The sequence below is a fragment of the Geodermatophilus maliterrae genome, from assembly GCF_041018925.1.
In the GTDB taxonomy this organism is placed as follows: Bacteria; Actinomycetota; Actinomycetes; order Mycobacteriales; family Geodermatophilaceae; genus Geodermatophilus; species Geodermatophilus maliterrae.
The window spans coordinates 15,232-30,544 of record NZ_JBFNXQ010000064.1; the positions used below are offsets into that span (position 1 = coordinate 15,232).

Below are 15,313 nucleotides of genomic sequence, written 5' to 3' on the forward strand. Positions count from 1 at the left end.
GACCTGGTCGCATGTCGACTCGGGTGCTCCCCCGGCCGGCCCCTCCCCGTGCCCTGCCGTTCCGTCGCACGCTCGTCCCCGTCGTCGTGCTGGCGGTCCTGCTGGCCGCCTTCGCGCCCGGCAGCGCCCGCCGCGCGCTGGCCGGCCCCCCCGCCGCCGCGGTGGTGCCCGCCATGGTGAGCGCCTACGGCGACACCGGCGGCACGCTCGCCGTCGCGCTCACCGCCCAGGTCGAGCGGCCCGACGGCCTCAGCGGCCGGGCCCTCGACGCCCGCGACATGGAGCTGTCCTACGTCACCGCCGACAACGGCCCCGCGGCCGTCCGGCCCTTCCCCACCGCCTCGATCGTCAAGCTGTTCGTGGCCGAGGAGGTGCTGCACCGCGTGCGCACCGGGCAGCTGTCGCTCGAGCCGCGGGACTGGCGGCTGCTGCAGGACATGATCCGCTCGTCGGACGACCCGGCCGTCTCCGAGCTGTGGGACCGCTTCGGCGGCACGCAGATGGTGCGCGACGTCGCCGCCCGCTACGGGCTGAAGGGCACCAGGCCGCCGGCGGACCCGACGCAGTGGGGGGAGACGATCACGACCGCGCGCGACCTCGCCCGCTTCCTCGCGCTGCTGCCCACGGTGGCCGCCCCCGCCGACGCCACCACCCTGCTGGTGTGGATGCGCACCGCCACCCCGGTGGCCGCCGACGGCTTCGACCAGCGCTTCGGCGTCTTCGGCACCGCACCTGGGAGGCCCGCGGTCAAGCAGGGCTGGATGTGCTGCCTCGGCGGCAACCGCCACCTGCACTCGGTGAGCGTGGTCGGGACCCGGGTGGTGGTCCTGCTCAGCGAGGTGCCGCGGTCGGTCGGCTACGACCGGGCCACGGCGGCCCTGACGGCCGCGGCGGCCGCGCTCCCCCCGCCGCCGACCGGCTGAGCCCGCACGGGCACGCTCAGCAGGCCGGTGGCAGGCGGTCGGCGACCCCGGTGGTGCCCACCTGCGCGAAGCCGACCCGCTCGTAGATGCGCGCGACGTCGTCGTCACCGGCGGTCAGGAACACCAGGTCGGCGGTCTCGCGGGCCTGCGCCACCAGCGCCGAGGCCAGGGCCGCGCCGACACCCCGGCCGCGACGGCGCGGCGAGCTGGCCACCCCCACCACCTCGCTGACCTCACTGCCGCCGACGTCGACCGGGTGGTGCGAGCCGACCGCGATCGGCCGGCCGTCCTCGATCGCCACCATCAGCACCGTCCGGCCGGTGGCCACCCGCTCGCGCAGGACGGCGGTCCGCACGTCCTCCGCGGGCGTCCCGTCCCGGGCGTCCCGGGTGTTCTCGGCGTCCTCGGCGTGCGGCGCGAAGGCGGTCTCCAGCAGGTGCTGGTAGTGAGGCAGTCGCGGGTCCTCGCCACCGACCAGGTACAGCCGCACCCCGACCGGCAGGAGCAGCTCCACCGGGTCGTCGACCACCAGCAGGGGGAAGTCGGTGACCACCAGCCCGGCCGCGCGCGCCGCGGCCCCGAGCGACGGCGTCCGTTCCCCGACCCACTCCACGGCGGCCGGCAGCCCGGCCTCCTCCTGCAGCGCCACCGCGGCCCGGACGTCGTCGGCCGAGACGGTGCGCGTGCCCGGGCGCGGACGGGCCGGGTAGGGCCACGCCGGTGAGCCGATCGGCACGTCGAGCGGGCCGGCCGCGACCACCCGCGCGTCCGCCAGCGGCGCGGCGGCGGCGTACTGCTCGACGCGGTCGAGCAGCCCGAGGCGGGACGGCACACCCGAACCCTAGACGCGGCACCCGCCGTGGACCGCCGCGAATGCGCCGGTCCGGGCCGCTCCTCCCCCCGACGGGGGACCCCGGCGGCACGGGCCCCGGACGGCGGGCGGCACGATGGACCGTGTGACGGCAGGGACCCGCCCGCAGATCTCGCCCTACGCGGCGTTCGACCGGGACGCCTGGAGAGCGCTCGCGGGCAACCGCACCCTGCCGCTGGACGAGGCCGACCTGCGTGCCCTGCGCAGCCTCGGCGACCGCATCGACCTCGACGAGGTCGCCACCGTCTACCTGCCGCTGGCCGAGCTGCTCGCCCTGCACGTGACCGCCAGCCAGCGGCTCTGGGCGGCGCAGAGCCGGTTCCTCGGCGACGCCACGGCCAAGGTGCCCTACGTCATCGCCGTCGCCGGCAGCGTCGCCGTCGGCAAGAGCACCACCGCCCGCCTGCTGCAGACCCTGCTGGCCGCCTCCCCCGGCTCCCCCCGCGTCGACCTGGTCACCACCGACGGGTTCCTGTGGCCCAACGCGGTGCTCGAGCAGCGCGGGCTGATGGCGCACAAGGGCTTCCCGGAGAGCTACGACCGGCGCGCGCTGATCCGCTTCCTCGCCGACGTGAAGTCCGGTCGCGGCGAGGTCAGCGCACCGGTCTACTCCCACCAGTACTACGACGTGCTGCCCAGGCAGCGGCAGGTGGTCGACCGGCCCGACATCCTCGTGCTCGAGGGGCTCAACGTGCTGCAGGCCGGCCGCCGCGACGACGGGCGGGTGCCCGAGGTGTTCCTGTCGGACTTCTTCGACTTCTCGGTGTACGTCGACGCCGCCGAGACCGACGTCCAGCAGTGGTACGTCGAGCGCTTCCTCGCGCTGCGGCGGACGGCGTTCGCCGACAGCACCGCCTACTTCCACCGCTACGCCGACCTCAGCGACGACGACGCCCGCGCCACCGCGCTGTCGATCTGGGCCGCGGTCAACGGCCCGAACCTGCGCAGCAACATCGCGCCGACCCGCTCGCGGGCCCGCCTGGTGCTGCAGAAGGCCGCCGACCACTCGGTGCGCCGCGTGCTGCTCCGGAAACTGTGACCCCTCCCCTTGCTGCGGCTGTCCACCGCGCGGACGACGGCGTTGAGTTAGGGATAACGGACATACGGACGGAGCGCGGCATGGTGCGCTCTCGCGCGAGGGCTCGCCATGGCAGGTGCTGACGACCCGAAGGGGTGAGCTGGTGAGGTTCGTCACCTGACGATTCCCGTCAACAGGCGCACACTCGGAGCGGTCCGGTAGTCGGACACTTACTGTTAGTAACCCCGGCCTCCCCGCCGGGCCGATCGGGAGTCGATCCTGATGTGCGCACACACCACCCCCTGTCCCGATGCCACCAGCGACGCGCGTGACCTCGCCGCCGTCGTGAGCAGCCACCCCGAGCAGGGCTGGAGCCTGCTCTGCAACGGCGTCGTCCTCTTCGACGACGACGGCGAGCTGCTCCCCGACGGCCGGGCCGTCGACTCGCACCACCAGTGGCGGACCGCGGGGCTCGTCTCCGCCTGAGCGGCCCCGTCCCGGGCACCGCCCCGAGCTCGCGAGGGGTGGGCAGGACGAGGTCCTTCCACTGCCCCCCGCCCCTCGCAGGCTCGCGGCGGGGGTCTGCAGGAGGGCCGGCGGCTCAGCCGGCGGCGGCCTCCGCCGCGTCGCCCAGCAGGGCGGTGAAGGCGGCCGCGTCGGGCGCCGGCCCGTCCGGCGCGGCGGTCTGCGCGAGCAGCAGCCCGCGGTCCCCGGTGACGACGACGCCGACGAGCGCGGTCACCGCCTCCTCGTTCCCCCGGCTGACGGTCACCTGCAGCGCGGCGCTCCGGTCGCCCAGCTGCGCGACGTCCAGCTCCACGAGGTCGACGGTGGTGCGCTCCCCCTGCGGCCCGCTCACCGTGACCGACGAGCACGCGGCGAGCAGCTGGTCGACCGGCAGCTGCAGGCCCTCGAGCTCCGGGGACTCGGCGAGCACCTGCACCGTGCGCAGCCGGTCCCCGAGCGCGGCCTGGGCCGCCAGCACCGGCGCGGTCCCGCCCGCCTCCGCCCCACCGGGGAGCCCGGACAGCGCGCCCAGAGCGGCGCCGCACAGCGGCGGGTCGACCGTGACGTCGTCCGGGAGTCCGGTCGACCAGTCCCCCGACCAGTCGGGGAGGCCGCCGGCACCCATCTGTTCCAGGGTGAGGCCGACGACGGTGGCGTCGGCGCCGAAGGCCGAGGCCGGCAGCAGGGCCTCGCGCAGCCCGTCGGTCGACCCGGCCGTCCCCGGGGAGGCCGACTCCGTCGCCGCCGCAGGGCTGACCGGGCTCGCCGGCTCCCCCGCGTCCGCGCACCCCGCCGTCAGCACCGCACCGGCCGCCAGCGCCGCCGCCCCCGCCGTCCGGACCCGTCCCCGTCGCACCCTCGCCGTCATGAGGCGATCGTCCCCCGCGGCCGCCGGTCCGTCGACCGGCCGCGGGGTCGGAACCACGGCGGGCGCCCGGCCGTTGGGGGACGGTCCGCCGCTCGCCGTCCCGCCGGAGGTGCCCCGTGCCGACCCTCTCGCTCTCCCTCCCCTCCCCCGCCGACCAGGTCGCGCGGCTGGAGGCCCTCGGCCTGCACGAACGCGCCGGGATCACCGCGGCGCGGCTGCGGGAGGCAGCCGCCGCGGCCGGCGACGGGCTCGTGGTGCTGGCGGCCGACCTCGTGCCGCCCTCGGCGCTGGTGCCCCACGTCCGCTGGCGGGACCGGCCGGCGTTCGTCGTCGTGGACATGACCGACCTCGACGACTTCGCCCCCGTCGCGGACGCCGTCGCGCCGTCCCCGGTGTACCTGCTGCACGAGCCCGACCGCGGGGACCCCTACCGCAACTGCACGCCGGACGAGGCGCTGCCGCGGATCCGCGCGGCCGGCCGGGCACCGCTGACCCTGGCCGAGGGCCTGACCTGGCTGCTGCAGTGCCCGGAGCTGCTCGAGCGCAACGCCTGCACGATGACCGTCGGCTCCCGGTTGCGGCGGGCGAACGGGTCGCTGGACGCCCGCACGCCGGCGCTGTGGATCAGCAACGGCACCGGTCGCGACGGCCGGGAGCGCCGGGACAGCCCCAAGGTGGGCTGGTGCTGGGCCGGCAACCGGCACACCTGGCTCGGCATCGCCTCGGCGTCGGGCCGCACGCCCCTCCCCTGACGCGCTCCCGTCCCCGGCCCGGGTCCTTCCTCAGGGGGTCCTTCCCCAGGGGGTCCTTCCTCAGGCCGAGGCGCCCACCACGTCCGCCGCGGTACCGAGGTCGTCGGGGGCGCCCTGGCCGCGGTCGGGCACGTGCGCCTCGGGCGCCGGGGCCGGCTCGGGCTCGGCGAAGGCCTCCGGCGGCGGGCAGGAGCAGACCAGGTTGCGGTCGCCGTAGGCCTGGTCGATCCGCCGCACCGGCGCGAGGTAGGTCCGCCCCGTGAGCGCCGGGGCGGGGTAGACCGCCTCCTCGCGGGTGTAGGGGCGGTCCCACTTCCCGGCGAGCATCGACAGGGTGTGCGGGGCGTTGCGCAGCGGGTTGTCCTCGCGGTCGTACTCGCCGGAGGCCACCTTCGCGATCTCCGCGCGGATGGTCACCATCGCCTCGACGAACCGGTCGAGCTCGGCCTTGTCCTCGCTCTCGGTGGGCTCCACCATCAGCGTGCCGGCCACGGGGAAGCTCATCGTCGGGGCGTGGAAGCCGAAGTCGACCAGCCGCTTGGCGACGTCGTCGTTGGTGATGCCGGTGGCCTTGGTGAGCGGGCGGATGTCGAGGATGCACTCGTGGGCGACCAGCCCGCCGGCGCCGGTGTAGAGCACCGGGTAGTGCTCGCGCAGCCGGGCGGCGAGGTAGTTGGCGCCGAGGACGGCGTGCTCGGTGGCCCGCCGCAGCCCGTCGGGACCCATCAGCCGCAGGTAGGCCCACGAGATCGGCAGGATCCCGGCCGACCCCCACGGCGCCCCCGACACCGCCGGGCCCGTGCCGCCGGTGTCGGCGAGTGGGTGGCCCGGCAGGAAGGGCACCAGGTGCTCGCGGACGCCGATCGGGCCGACGCCGGGCCCGCCGCCGCCGTGCGGGATGCAGAAGGTCTTGTGCAGGTTGAGGTGGCTGACGTCGGAGCCGAACCGGCCCGGCCGGGCCAGCCCGACCATCGCGTTGAGGTTGGCGCCGTCGACGTAGACCTGGCCACCGGCGTCGTGCACCGCGGCGCAGATGTCGCGGATCTCGGTCTCGAACACCCCGTGCGTCGACGGGTAGGTGATCATGATCGCGGCCAGCCGGTCGGCGTGCTGGTCGATCTTCCCGCGCAGGTCGGTGACGTCGACGTTGCCGGCCTCGTCGCAGGCCACCACGACCACGCGCATGCCGGCCATCACCGCGCTGGCGGCGTTGGTGCCGTGCGCGGAGCTGGGGATCAGACAGACGTCGCGGTGCTGCTCACCGCGGGAGGCGTGATAGCCGCGGATGGCCAGCAGCCCGGCGAACTCCCCCTGCGACCCGGCGTTGGGCTGCACGCTGACGGCGGCGTAGCCGGTGATCTCGGCCAGCCAGGTGCACAGCTCGTCGATCAGCTGCCGGTAGCCGCGGGCCTGCTCGGCCGGGGCGAAGGGGTGCAGCCCGGCGAACTCCGGCCAGCTGATCGCGGCCATCTCCACGGCCGAGTTGAGCTTCATGGTGCACGAGCCCAGCGGGATCATCGTGCGGTCCAGCGCCAGGTCCTTGTCCGACAGCGAGCGCAGGTAGCGCATCATCGCCGTCTCCGAGCGGTGCGCGGAGAAGACCGGGTGGGTCAGGTAGGGCGTGCGCCGGCGGAGGCCCTCGGGCAGCGCGTGGGGGCCGTCGTCGTCGAGGGCGGCGTCGTCGGCGGGCACGCCGAAGGCCTCGGCGACCAGGCGCAGCACCTCGGGCGTCGTCGTCTCGTCGCAGGCGACGGCGACGGTGTCGGCGTCCACCCGGCGCAGGTTCACCCGCCGGGCCGCGGCGGCCGCGACCACCGCGTCGGCCCGGGCGGGCACGCGCGCCTGCACGGTGTCGAAGAAGGCGCCGTCGACGACGTCGACGCCGCCGGCCCGCAGCCACCCGGCCAGCGCCAGCGCGCTGCGGTGCACGCGGGCGGCGATCGCGGCCAGCCCCTCGGGCCCGTGGTAGACGGCGTAGGCCCCGGCCATGACCGCGAGCAGCACCTGCGCGGTACAGATGTTGCTGGTCGCCTTCTCGCGGCGGATGTGTTGCTCGCGGGTCTGCAGCGCCAGCCGGTAGGCGACGTCGCCGTCGGCGTCCACCGAGACCCCGACCAGCCGGCCGGGCAGCTGGCGGGCCAGGCCCTCGCGCACCGACAGGTAGCCGGCGTGCGGGCCGCCGTAGCCCAGGGGGACGCCGAAGCGCTGCGTGCTGCCGCAGGCCACGTCGGCGCCCCACTCCCCCGGCGCCTCGAGCAGCGTCAGCGCCAGGACGTCGGCGGCCACGACGACCGACGCGCCCGCCGCGTGCGCGGCCTCGGCCAGCGCCCGGTGGTCGCGCACCACGCCGCTGGCCCCCGGGTAGGACAGCAGGACGCCGAACGCGCCGGCCTCGGGCAGGTCGGTGGGCCAGCCGCCGGACAGGTCGGTGACGTGCAGGCCGATGCCCAGGGGCTCGGCGCGCGTCCGCAGCACCGCCAGGGTCTGCGGCAGCGTGTCGGCGTCGACGACGAACACCGCGCCGGGCTTCGCGCGGCCGGCCCGGCGGACCAGGGTCATCGCCTCGGCGGCCGCGGTGGCCTCGTCGAGCATCGAGGCGCCGGCGACGGATAGGCCGGTGAGGTCGGCGACCATCGTCTGGAAGTTCAGCAGCGCCTCGAGCCGGCCCTGGCTGATCTCGGGCTGGTAGGGCGTGTAGGCGGTGTACCAGGCGGGGTTCTCCAGGACGTTGCGCTGGATCACCGCCGGGGTGTGCGTGCCGGAGTAGCCCAGCCCGATCATCGAGGTGAACACCTCGTTGGCGGCGGCCCGCTCGCGCAGCTCCGCGAGGACGGCGGCCTCGTCGGCGGCCGGTGGCAGGCTCAGCGCGTCGCGGTCGCGGACCGGCTCGGGCACGCAGGCGTCGACCAGCGACTCCAGCGAGGGGTGCCCGACCGTCTCGAGCATCGCGTCGGTCTCACCTGCGCGCGGGCCGATGTGCCGGCCGGCGAAGGAGCCCGCGGGCTGCAGGGATCGGAGCGACGGGAGGGGGCCAGCAGCAGCGTCCGCCATTACCGCGACGCTACCAGCGGCGCGCCAGCGCCCCCTCCGCCGTGACCGGCGGCGCAGGGGACGACGGGGGGCCGGCCCCGGCCGCGGCGGTACGGCTCCGGGACCGCCGCCGCCAGGCCCCGGGCGGACAGCCGGTGTGCCGGGTGAAGGCCACCGCGAAGGACGCCTCCGACGCGTACCCGACCCGGGAGGCGACCCCCGCCGCGGTCGCGTGCTCCGCGCGGAGCAGGGTCATCGCCCGGCGCATGCGGGTGCCGTACAGGTACTGCATCGGCGGCTGCCCGACCGTCGCGGTGAACCGCCTCGCGAACGCGGCCCGGGACAGGCCCGCCGCGCGGGCGAGCGCGGACACCGTCCACGGCGCGGCGAGGTCGGCGTGCACCGCCGCCAGCGCCCGGGCGACGTGCGGGTCGTGCAGCCCGCGCAGCCAGCCCGGCTCGTCGGCGGTCTGCAGGTGGTGGCGCAGCGCCCGGGTGACCAGCGCGTCGGACAGCCGCGCCATGACCACCTCGCTGCCCGGCCCGCCGTCGCGCGCCTCGGCGAGCAGGGCACCGGTCACCCCCGCCACCCACCCGGGCGGCTGCCCGTCCACGGCGGGGACGTGGACGCAGCGCGGGAACCCGGCGACCGCCGGGTGGTCCCCGTCGCCGAAGGTGAAGGCCCCGCAGACGACGGTGGTGAGCTCGCCGGCGCCCCCGGCCGCCAGCCGGGTGCCCGGCGTCCGGCGGGCCAGGTCCAGGCTCGACAGGGCGGGCCGGCCGGCCGAGCCGACGGACCCGAGCTCGTGGGCGTCGGCCTGCGGCAGGACGACGAGGTCACCGGCCCCCAGGTCGCGCGGCGGCTCGCCGTCGAGCCGGAGGACGCACCGGCCGCACGCGACCACGTGCACGCCCCGCAGGCCGCCGTCGAAGCGCAGCCGCCAGGGCGCGCGCAGCTCCAGCAGCCGGTAGGCGGCGCTCTCCAGCCGCACCTCCCGGAGCACCGAGCTGAGCAGGTCCACGGTCACACCCCGCCGGGTCGCCACCGCGAGACGGATGGAGGAGAACGCGAGACGGCGGCACGTGGATCGTGCCCGCGCGCCTCCCTAGCGTCCATGCCCATGAGCACCAGCCACCGGAGCAGGAGGACAGGACCATGACGACCCTCGACACCGTGACGACCCTCGACCGGACCGCCCCGACCGGCCGGACGACCCCGGATGACCGCCCGAAGGACGTGACGGGCATCGTCGTCGTCGCCGTGCCGGTCAGCGACCTCGCACGGAGCGCGGCCTGGTACCGCGACCTGCTCGGCCTCGCCTACGTCCGCGAGTTCGGCGACGAGCAGCGGGTCACCGGCTGCGCGCTGGCCGACTGGTCGGCGCACTACGTGATCGCGCTGCGGCTGCGCTCGACCACCGCGGGCCGGGCGGACCTGCGCGGCGAGCACCCCGTGATCGTCGAGGCCGTCGACGCGGCCGCGGCCGGCCGGGTGCGGGCACGCGCCGACGCGCTCGGCATCGCCTGGACCAGTGGCCGGCACGCCGACGGCACGTGGACCGAGTTCCTCGACCCGGACGGCATCGCGCTGCGCGTGGTGCACGACGCGGCCGGCCCGCAGACCTTCCTCGGCGTCCGCGCCACCGCGGCGGGGGACCCGGAGCTCTACACCGAGCCGCGGCTCGCCCTGGCCGCGGCGCGGCCCTGACGCGGTACCCCGGACAGTTCGCTGCACGGACGCGGCGAGGGGGCGCCCCGCGGGTGCGGGACGCCCCCTCCGGGACGTGTGGGACGGCCCTCCTGCCGACCGCGCGGGACTGCGCGGCGCGGGGGCAGGAGGGTCCTCGCTCAGGCGGTGGCGGCCCGGCGGCGGCGGCGCGTCGACAGCTCGTCCTCGGCGGCGTGCAGCGGCGCGCCGTCGAGACGCTCGGCGGGCAGCTCGGCCAGCTCACCGGAGAGCTCGCGCAGCGCGCCGGAGACCGCGATGCCGAACACCCCCTGCCCGCCGGCCAGCAGGTCGACGACCTCCTCGGCCGAGGTGCACTCGTAGACCGTCGCCCCGTCGGAGAACAGCGTGACGTTGGCGAGGTCCTTGATGCCGCGGTTGCGCAGGTGGTCGACGGCCTTGCGGATGTTCTGCAGCGAGACCCCGGTGTCCAGCAGTCGCTTGACCACCTTGAGGACCAGGATGTCGCGGAACGAGTAGAGCCGCTGGGTGCCCGACCCGGTCGCACTGCGGACCGAGGGGGCGACCAGGCCGGTACGGGCCCAGTAGTCCAGCTGGCGGTAGGTGATCCCGGCGGCGGCACACGCCGTGGGGCCGCGGTACCCGACCAGGTCGCTGTCGACCTCGTCGTAGTCCGTCGCACCCACGGCGGCGTCGCTGAAGAGCTGACCCTGGGAGCCCTCGCTCTGGTCGCTCACGTCAGCGTCCTCCTTCGCGTCCCGCCACGGGCGCGGCGGTCGTCCGGCGTCGTCTGCGTGATCACAGGAGCAACACCGGTGTCGTCCGCGACGGTAAGCCGGGCCCCCAGGGCGGTCAACTGACCTGGGCGGCGTGTCGCCCCACTGACCCCGAGGGGGTGGTATCGGCACTCCCGGCACCGGCGTGCACCCGAGGCACGCGGATCGGGGCGTGTGTGACGGACGAGGCGGGTGGGGTCCCAGCCGTCCCGGGCGTTCCCGCCCGGAGCACCACCGGGGCGCCGCCCCGCGGGGCTCACGCCCCGCCGGAACCGGACCCGGCGCCGAAGTCCTCGGGCGAGATCTGGTCGAGGAACTCGCGGAACTTCTCGACCTCGTCCTCCTGCTCGTCGGGGATCTCGATCCCGACCTCGTCGAGCAGGTCCTCGGCACCGTAGATCGGCGCACCGGTGCGGACGGCGAGGGCGACGGCGTCCGACGGCCGGGCGCTGACCACCCGGTCGTCGCCGAACACCAGCTCGGCGATGTAGATGCCGTCGCGCATCTCGGTGATGTTGACCGCCTCGAGCTCGGCCCCCAGGGCGCGCACGACCTCGCGCAGCAGGTCGTGGGTCATCGGCCGCGCGGGACGCACGCCCTGCTGCTCGAAGGCGATCGCGGCGGCCTCCACCGCACCGATCCAGATGGGGAGGTAGCGCTCCCCCTGCGTCTCCTTCAGCAGCAGGATCGGCTGGTTGCCGGGCAGCTCGACCCGGACCCCGACGACTCTGAGTTCCTGCACGGTGTTGCTCCCTCAGCTGCGGCGGTACGGGTGGGCGCCGGGGCGGGACCGCGGGGCGGCCGGTCCGGCAGCGCCTCCACCGTACGCCGGACTCATGGGCGCAGGAGGTCCCGGAGGCGTGCCTCGAGCAGTGCCCGGTGCAGCTGCGCCGACAGCGCCGCGAGCTCCGCCAGCTTCTCCGTGGCGCGGGCCCGGGCGTCCTCCGAGCGGGACCGCAGGACCGGCGCGACCAGCTGCTCGACCAGTCCCGCCTCCCGCTCGGCGCCGGTGCGGAACGCCCGCAGGTGGCGCGGCTCGAAGCCGTGGCGGGCCAGGCCCGCGGCGGCCTGCGCGATGGGCAGGTCGCCGGCCGGGTGACGCCCCTCGGCGTCGGGCACCAGCAGCCCGAACTGCACGCAGTCGGCCAGCTGGTCGCGGTCCAGGCCCGCGGCGCGCGCGAACTCGTCGGGCGTCAGCGGGGGGACGACGGCCTCCGCCGGCTCACCGTCCGGTTCCTGCACCGACCGGTCCGGCTCCCGCGCCGGCGGCGGCGGCGCGGGGCCGGTGCCCGGCAGCGGCAGCCCGCGGTCGAGCGCGTCGAGGTGCTCCTTGATGACGCGCAGCGGGAGGTAGTGGTCCCGCTGCGCGGTCAGCACGTACCGCAGCCGGTCGACGTCGGCCCGCGAGAACTTCCGGTACCCCGACGGCGTCCGCTGCGGGTGGACCAGGTCCTCGCTCTCCAGGTAGCGGATCTTGCTGATCGTCACGTCCGGGAAGTCGTCGCGGAGGGCGGCCAGCACCGCGCCGATGGTCAGGCGGGCGGCGTGCACGCCGGCGGCGTCGTCCCCGGACGCGCTGGCGCGCGCTCCGGGCACCGGCTCAGCGGGCGGCGGGCTCGCCGGTGCGGGGGCCGGTCAGGTAGACGAGCCGGAACTTGCCGATCTGCACCTCGTCACCGCCGGCCAGGGTGGCGACGTCGACCGGCTCGCGGTTGACGTAGGTGCCGTTGAGGCTGCCCACGTCGTGCACGGAGAAGCCGCCGCCCTCGCGGTGGAACTCCACGTGCCGGCGGCTGACGGTCACGTCGTCGAGGAAGATGTCGCTGTCGGGGTGGCGCCCGGCGGTGGTGACGTCCTGGTCGAGCAGGAAGCGGCTGCCGGCGTTGGGACCGCGCTTGACGACCAGCAGGGCCGACCCGGCCGGCAGCGACTCGACGGCGCCGATGTGCGCGTCGGCGGCCGGCTCGGAGACCTCGGGGACCTCGCCGGAGTCCTCGCCGCCGACCTTCGGGATGACGCTGGTCGACTCGCCCATGCGCTCCTGGGAGAGGGCGGCGCCGCACTGCGCGCAGAAGCGACTGCCCTCGGGGTTGTCGTGGCCACAGCGAGTGCAGTGCACGTCTGTCTCCTCCGGTGCAGGGGGCACCGCCGCGGGCGAGGGGGTCTGCCGCGGGCGGCCGGCGGACGACGGACCGGGCAGTCCGTCGTGGGTCGGCCGCCGTGCCGGGCACGGCGGGCCGTTGGTCATGGAACCAGCGGTCGTCCCGAGGGTCAACCGGGCGTCGAGGCGACGTCACAGCTGTCCCAGCGAGCCGGCCGGGGCCGGTTCCCGAGGGGCAGCATAGGCACCGCCCCAGGCGGGCCGGGGGACCCGGGGGCGGTCAGGACGCGTCGACGAGCGCCTGGTAGGCGGCCGCGTCGAGCAGGTCGGCGGTCGGGTCGCCGTCGTCCCCGGTCACGGTGATCTCGACCAGCCAGCCCGCGCCGTAGGGGTCGGCGTTGACCGTCTCGGGGGTGTCGCCGAGCACCTCGTTGACCGCCGAGACGACCCCGGCCACCGGTGAGTAGACGTCGGAGACCGACTTCGTCGACTCCACCTCGCCGATCGGGTTGCCCGGGGTCACCTCCTCCCCCACCCCGGGCAGCTGCACGAACACGATGTCGCCCAGGGCGTCCTGCGCGTGGTCGGTGATGCCCACCCGGACGACCGTCCCCGCTCCCTCGGTCCCCTGCACGAGCGCCCACTCGTGCTGGTCGGTGTAGCGGCGGTCGTCAGGGGTGGTCGTCATGCGGCAGGTCTCCCAGCGTTCCACGGCCCCCTGCAGGGGCCCGCCGAGCGCCGGCGAGACGTGGAGCAGGGGGTCCTTCGTCAGTCGTCGGACTGCGGCTGAGCGTATTGAGGCTCGTCCAGGGGCCGCAACGCGTCGACGACGACCCGGTCGCGCTGCTCGATGTCGACGGTGCCGCCCTGCCGGCCGACCCGGTCGACCACGCCGCCGGGGATGCCCATCGCCGTCTGCAGGTCCGGCGGCGAACCGATGACGACGACCTCGTAGGGGTCGGTGACCGGCCGGCCGTCGATCCGCAGCTCGCCCGGCACACCGGTGACGGCGGTGGACACGCCCACCCGGACACCGTCGATCTGCAGGGTCTCCGCACCGGCGCCGCGCAGCTCCTGGATCGCGTCGAGCAGGTCGGCGACGCGCACCTGCCCCTCGGGGTCGCGGATGGTCATGACCAGGCCGGGGCCCTCGGCGGCGACGGTCCCGTTGAGGATCGCGAGGGCCTCGGCGCGCTCGGCGGCGTTCTCCAGGGCGGCAGCGGAACGGCTGTCGGTGTCCGACAGCTCCCGCAGGGCCGCGCGCTGGTCGGCGATCTGCTGACGCAGCCGGGCCTCCTGGGCGTCGAGGCCGTCGAGGATGGCGACCAGCTCCTCCTCGCGGGCGCCCTCGAGGGTCTGGCCGGTGCCGGTGCTGCGCACCTGCACGGCGATGGCGAAGCCGAGCAGCACGGTGAGGACGGCGATCAGCGCGCTCGCCACCCGGCGCTGGCGGCGCCGGCCCGGCCCGGGCGGCAGGACACCGGCCCCCGGCTCCTCGGTGGCGCGCTCGGCGGGCGCGGGTCGGCCGGTGGCGGGGTACCCGGTCGCGGGCTCGGCGGGAGGCTCCTCGGTGCCGGCGCTCTCGGCCGCCGCACCGGCGGTGGGCGCCCCCGCAGCGGACTCCTGCACGCGCGGCTCCTCCGCCGGCCTCTCCTCCGCGGCCGGCCGGGGCTGCTCGGCGTCCTCAGCGGGACGCGGGTCGTCGCTCACGCCCGGAACAGGTGCCGGCGGATGGCCGCGGCGTTGCCGAAGATGCGGATGCCGAGGACGACGACGACCGCCGTCGACAGCTGCGCGCCCACCCCGAGCTGGTCGCCGAGGAAGACGATCAGCGCGGCGACGACGACGTTCGACACGAACGAGACGACGAACACCTTGGCGTCGAAGATCCCGTCGAGCCGGGCCCGGGCGCCACCGAAGACCGCGTCGAGGGCGGCCACCACGGCGATGGGCAGGTAGGGCTGCAGCCACAGCGGCACGGTCGGGTCGAAGAACAGGCCGAGGGCGATGCCGACCGCCAGGCCGAGGACGGGGAGCACCGGTCAGCCCCCCGTCCCCGTGGCGGCGGCCTCCGCCGGCCGGCCGGCGGAGGGGACGGCGGATCGCAGCTCGGGGACTCCCCCGGCGGGCACGGACAGCTCGTCCTCCTGGGCGAACTCGAAACGCAGGCCGAAGGACTCCGAGATGACGGCCAGGGCGTTGACCTCGGGGCTGGCCAGGAACCGCGACCGGAGCTCGTCCGGGTCCCCGATGGCGTTGATCTCGTAGGGGTTGGCGACCGGCCGGAAGTCCACGAGGACCGCCTCCCCGGCGAAGCGGATGGCGGTGGTCGGGCCCAGCCGCTGGCCGTTGATGGCGACCGCCTCGGCGCCGGCGGCCCACAGCGCGTTGACCACCAGCTGCAGGTCGCCGTCCTGCACCCGGCCGCGGGTGTCCTCCTCGGCGCCGCCCACCGGGTCGGCGTCGGCGTCGGCCTCGGCGTTGGCCAGGGTGACCAGCAGCCCCGGACCGGTCACCGCGACGAGGCCGGCGGCCTGCTCGGCGGCGTCCAGGTCGTCGATGGCGCGCTGGCCCTCGGCGCTGGCGGCCAGCGCCGCCTCCCCCGCGTCGGCCGTCTGCCCGCGCAGGGACTCGAGCTCGGCGGCGAGGTCGTCGGTGACCTCGGACTGGGTCTGGATCTCCCCGATCAGCGCCGTGCGGACCCCCTCGCGGCCCTCCTCGCTGGACGCGGCCTGGTCGTAGGTGACGGCGGCGAGCAGGCCGGCCGCGCCCATGGTCAGC

The 15,313-nt window shown here is 76.0% G+C and carries 17 protein-coding genes; 5 read left to right on the top strand and 12 right to left on the bottom strand.

What is annotated here, in order from left to right; all coding sequences use genetic code 11:
- The first annotated feature begins 11 nt into the window (after positions 1-11).
- A complete protein-coding gene (locus ABQ292_RS17940) occupies positions 12-923 on the top strand; it encodes a serine hydrolase (protein ID WP_369208883.1) in 912 nt (303 codons plus the stop codon).
- A 16-nt stretch (positions 924-939) separates the two neighbouring features.
- Here ABQ292_RS17940 and ABQ292_RS17945 read toward each other — a convergent pair whose 3' ends face one another.
- Positions 940-1,755, bottom strand: coding sequence for a GNAT family N-acetyltransferase (locus ABQ292_RS17945; protein WP_369208885.1), 816 nt, complete (start codon positions 1,753-1,755; stop codon positions 940-942).
- Positions 1,756-1,870: 115 nt separating this feature from the next.
- Here ABQ292_RS17945 and coaA point away from each other — a divergent pair, with 115 nt between their 5' ends.
- Both coaA and ABQ292_RS17955 read left to right on the top strand, forming a co-directional pair.
- The gene (gene coaA, locus ABQ292_RS17950; protein WP_369208887.1) at positions 1,871-2,833 is read left to right on the top strand and encodes a type I pantothenate kinase; all 963 of its coding nucleotides are present in this window, start codon (positions 1,871-1,873) and stop codon (positions 2,831-2,833) included.
- A 261-nt stretch (positions 2,834-3,094) separates the two neighbouring features.
- Entirely contained in the window at positions 3,095-3,298 is a 204-nt protein-coding gene (locus ABQ292_RS17955; protein ID WP_369208889.1) for a DUF5999 family protein, read from the top strand.
- A gap of 115 nt (positions 3,299-3,413) precedes the next feature.
- On the opposite strand, the gene ABQ292_RS17960 is transcribed toward ABQ292_RS17955, so the two are convergent.
- Positions 3,414-4,187, bottom strand: coding sequence for a hypothetical protein (locus ABQ292_RS17960; protein WP_369208891.1), 774 nt, complete (start codon positions 4,185-4,187; stop codon positions 3,414-3,416).
- A gap of 116 nt (positions 4,188-4,303) precedes the next feature.
- Here ABQ292_RS17960 and ABQ292_RS17965 point away from each other — a divergent pair, with 116 nt between their 5' ends.
- A complete protein-coding gene (locus ABQ292_RS17965; protein WP_369208893.1) occupies positions 4,304-4,939 on the top strand; it encodes a DUF5701 family protein in 636 nt (211 codons plus the stop codon).
- A 60-nt stretch (positions 4,940-4,999) separates the two neighbouring features.
- On the opposite strand, the gene gcvP is transcribed toward ABQ292_RS17965, so the two are convergent.
- On the bottom strand, positions 5,000-7,990 hold the full coding sequence (gene gcvP / locus ABQ292_RS17970) for an aminomethyl-transferring glycine dehydrogenase (RefSeq protein WP_369208895.1): 2,991 nt from the start codon (positions 7,988-7,990) through the stop codon (positions 5,000-5,002).
- A gap of 10 nt (positions 7,991-8,000) precedes the next feature.
- Positions 8,001-8,990 carry an AraC family transcriptional regulator gene (locus ABQ292_RS17975; protein ID WP_369208897.1) on the bottom strand — a complete coding sequence of 330 codons (990 nt, stop codon included), beginning with the start codon at positions 8,988-8,990 and terminating at the stop codon, positions 8,001-8,003.
- Between the two features lie 134 nt (positions 8,991-9,124).
- On the opposite strand from ABQ292_RS17975, the gene ABQ292_RS17980 reads away from it, so the two are divergent.
- On the top strand, positions 9,125-9,676 hold the full coding sequence (locus ABQ292_RS17980; RefSeq protein ID WP_369208899.1) for a VOC family protein: 552 nt from the start codon (positions 9,125-9,127) through the stop codon (positions 9,674-9,676).
- A gap of 140 nt (positions 9,677-9,816) precedes the next feature.
- On the opposite strand, the gene ABQ292_RS17985 is transcribed toward ABQ292_RS17980, so the two are convergent.
- From ABQ292_RS17985 to ABQ292_RS18020, 8 genes are all read right to left on the bottom strand, one after another.
- Positions 9,817-10,392, bottom strand: a complete 576-nt coding sequence (locus tag ABQ292_RS17985) for a MerR family transcriptional regulator (RefSeq protein WP_438940605.1) — start codon at positions 10,390-10,392, stop codon at positions 9,817-9,819.
- A gap of 295 nt (positions 10,393-10,687) precedes the next feature.
- A complete protein-coding gene (locus ABQ292_RS17990) occupies positions 10,688-11,173 on the bottom strand; it encodes a bifunctional nuclease family protein (protein ID WP_369208901.1) in 486 nt (161 codons plus the stop codon).
- A gap of 92 nt (positions 11,174-11,265) precedes the next feature.
- On the bottom strand, positions 11,266-12,027 hold the full coding sequence (ftsR, locus tag ABQ292_RS17995; RefSeq protein WP_369208903.1) for a transcriptional regulator FtsR: 762 nt from the start codon (positions 12,025-12,027) through the stop codon (positions 11,266-11,268).
- Between the two features lie 4 nt (positions 12,028-12,031).
- Positions 12,032-12,550 (bottom strand): oxoglutarate dehydrogenase inhibitor Odhl, encoded by a 519-nt coding sequence (gene odhI, locus ABQ292_RS18000; protein ID WP_369208905.1) that lies wholly within the window; start codon positions 12,548-12,550, stop codon positions 12,032-12,034.
- 262 nt (positions 12,551-12,812) lie between these two features.
- A complete protein-coding gene (gcvH, locus tag ABQ292_RS18005; RefSeq protein ID WP_369208907.1) occupies positions 12,813-13,220 on the bottom strand; it encodes a glycine cleavage system protein GcvH in 408 nt (135 codons plus the stop codon).
- A gap of 80 nt (positions 13,221-13,300) precedes the next feature.
- The gene (locus ABQ292_RS18010; RefSeq protein ID WP_369208909.1) at positions 13,301-14,161 is read right to left on the bottom strand and encodes a DUF881 domain-containing protein; all 861 of its coding nucleotides are present in this window, start codon (positions 14,159-14,161) and stop codon (positions 13,301-13,303) included.
- A gap of 77 nt (positions 14,162-14,238) precedes the next feature.
- Positions 14,239-14,571, bottom strand: a complete 333-nt coding sequence (locus ABQ292_RS18015) for a small basic family protein (protein WP_369208911.1) — start codon at positions 14,569-14,571, stop codon at positions 14,239-14,241.
- A gap of 3 nt (positions 14,572-14,574) precedes the next feature.
- Positions 14,575-15,313: DUF881 domain-containing protein (locus tag ABQ292_RS18020; protein ID WP_369208913.1), on the bottom strand; the 739-nt coding region annotated here is incomplete at its 5' end.

What these genes read in the sequence shown, in the direction of transcription:
- ABQ292_RS17940 (WP_369208883.1), top strand. Translation starts at nt 12, where the DNA reads ATGTCGACTCGGGTGCTCCCCCGGCCGGCCCCTCCCCGTGCCCTGCCG.
- coaA (WP_369208887.1), top strand. Translation starts at nt 1,871, where the DNA reads ATGGACCGTGTGACGGCAGGGACCCGCCCGCAGATCTCGCCCTACGCG.
- ABQ292_RS17955 (WP_369208889.1), top strand. Translation starts at nt 3,095, where the DNA reads ATGTGCGCACACACCACCCCCTGTCCCGATGCCACCAGCGACGCGCGT.
- ABQ292_RS17960 (WP_369208891.1), bottom strand. Translation starts at nt 4,187, where the DNA reads ATGACGGCGAGGGTGCGACGGGGACGGGTCCGGACGGCGGGGGCGGCG.
- gcvP (WP_369208895.1), bottom strand. Translation starts at nt 7,990, where the DNA reads ATGGCGGACGCTGCTGCTGGCCCCCTCCCGTCGCTCCGATCCCTGCAG.
- ABQ292_RS17980 (WP_369208899.1), top strand. Translation starts at nt 9,125, where the DNA reads ATGACGACCCTCGACACCGTGACGACCCTCGACCGGACCGCCCCGACC.
- gcvH (WP_369208907.1), bottom strand. Translation starts at nt 13,220, where the DNA reads ATGACGACCACCCCTGACGACCGCCGCTACACCGACCAGCACGAGTGG.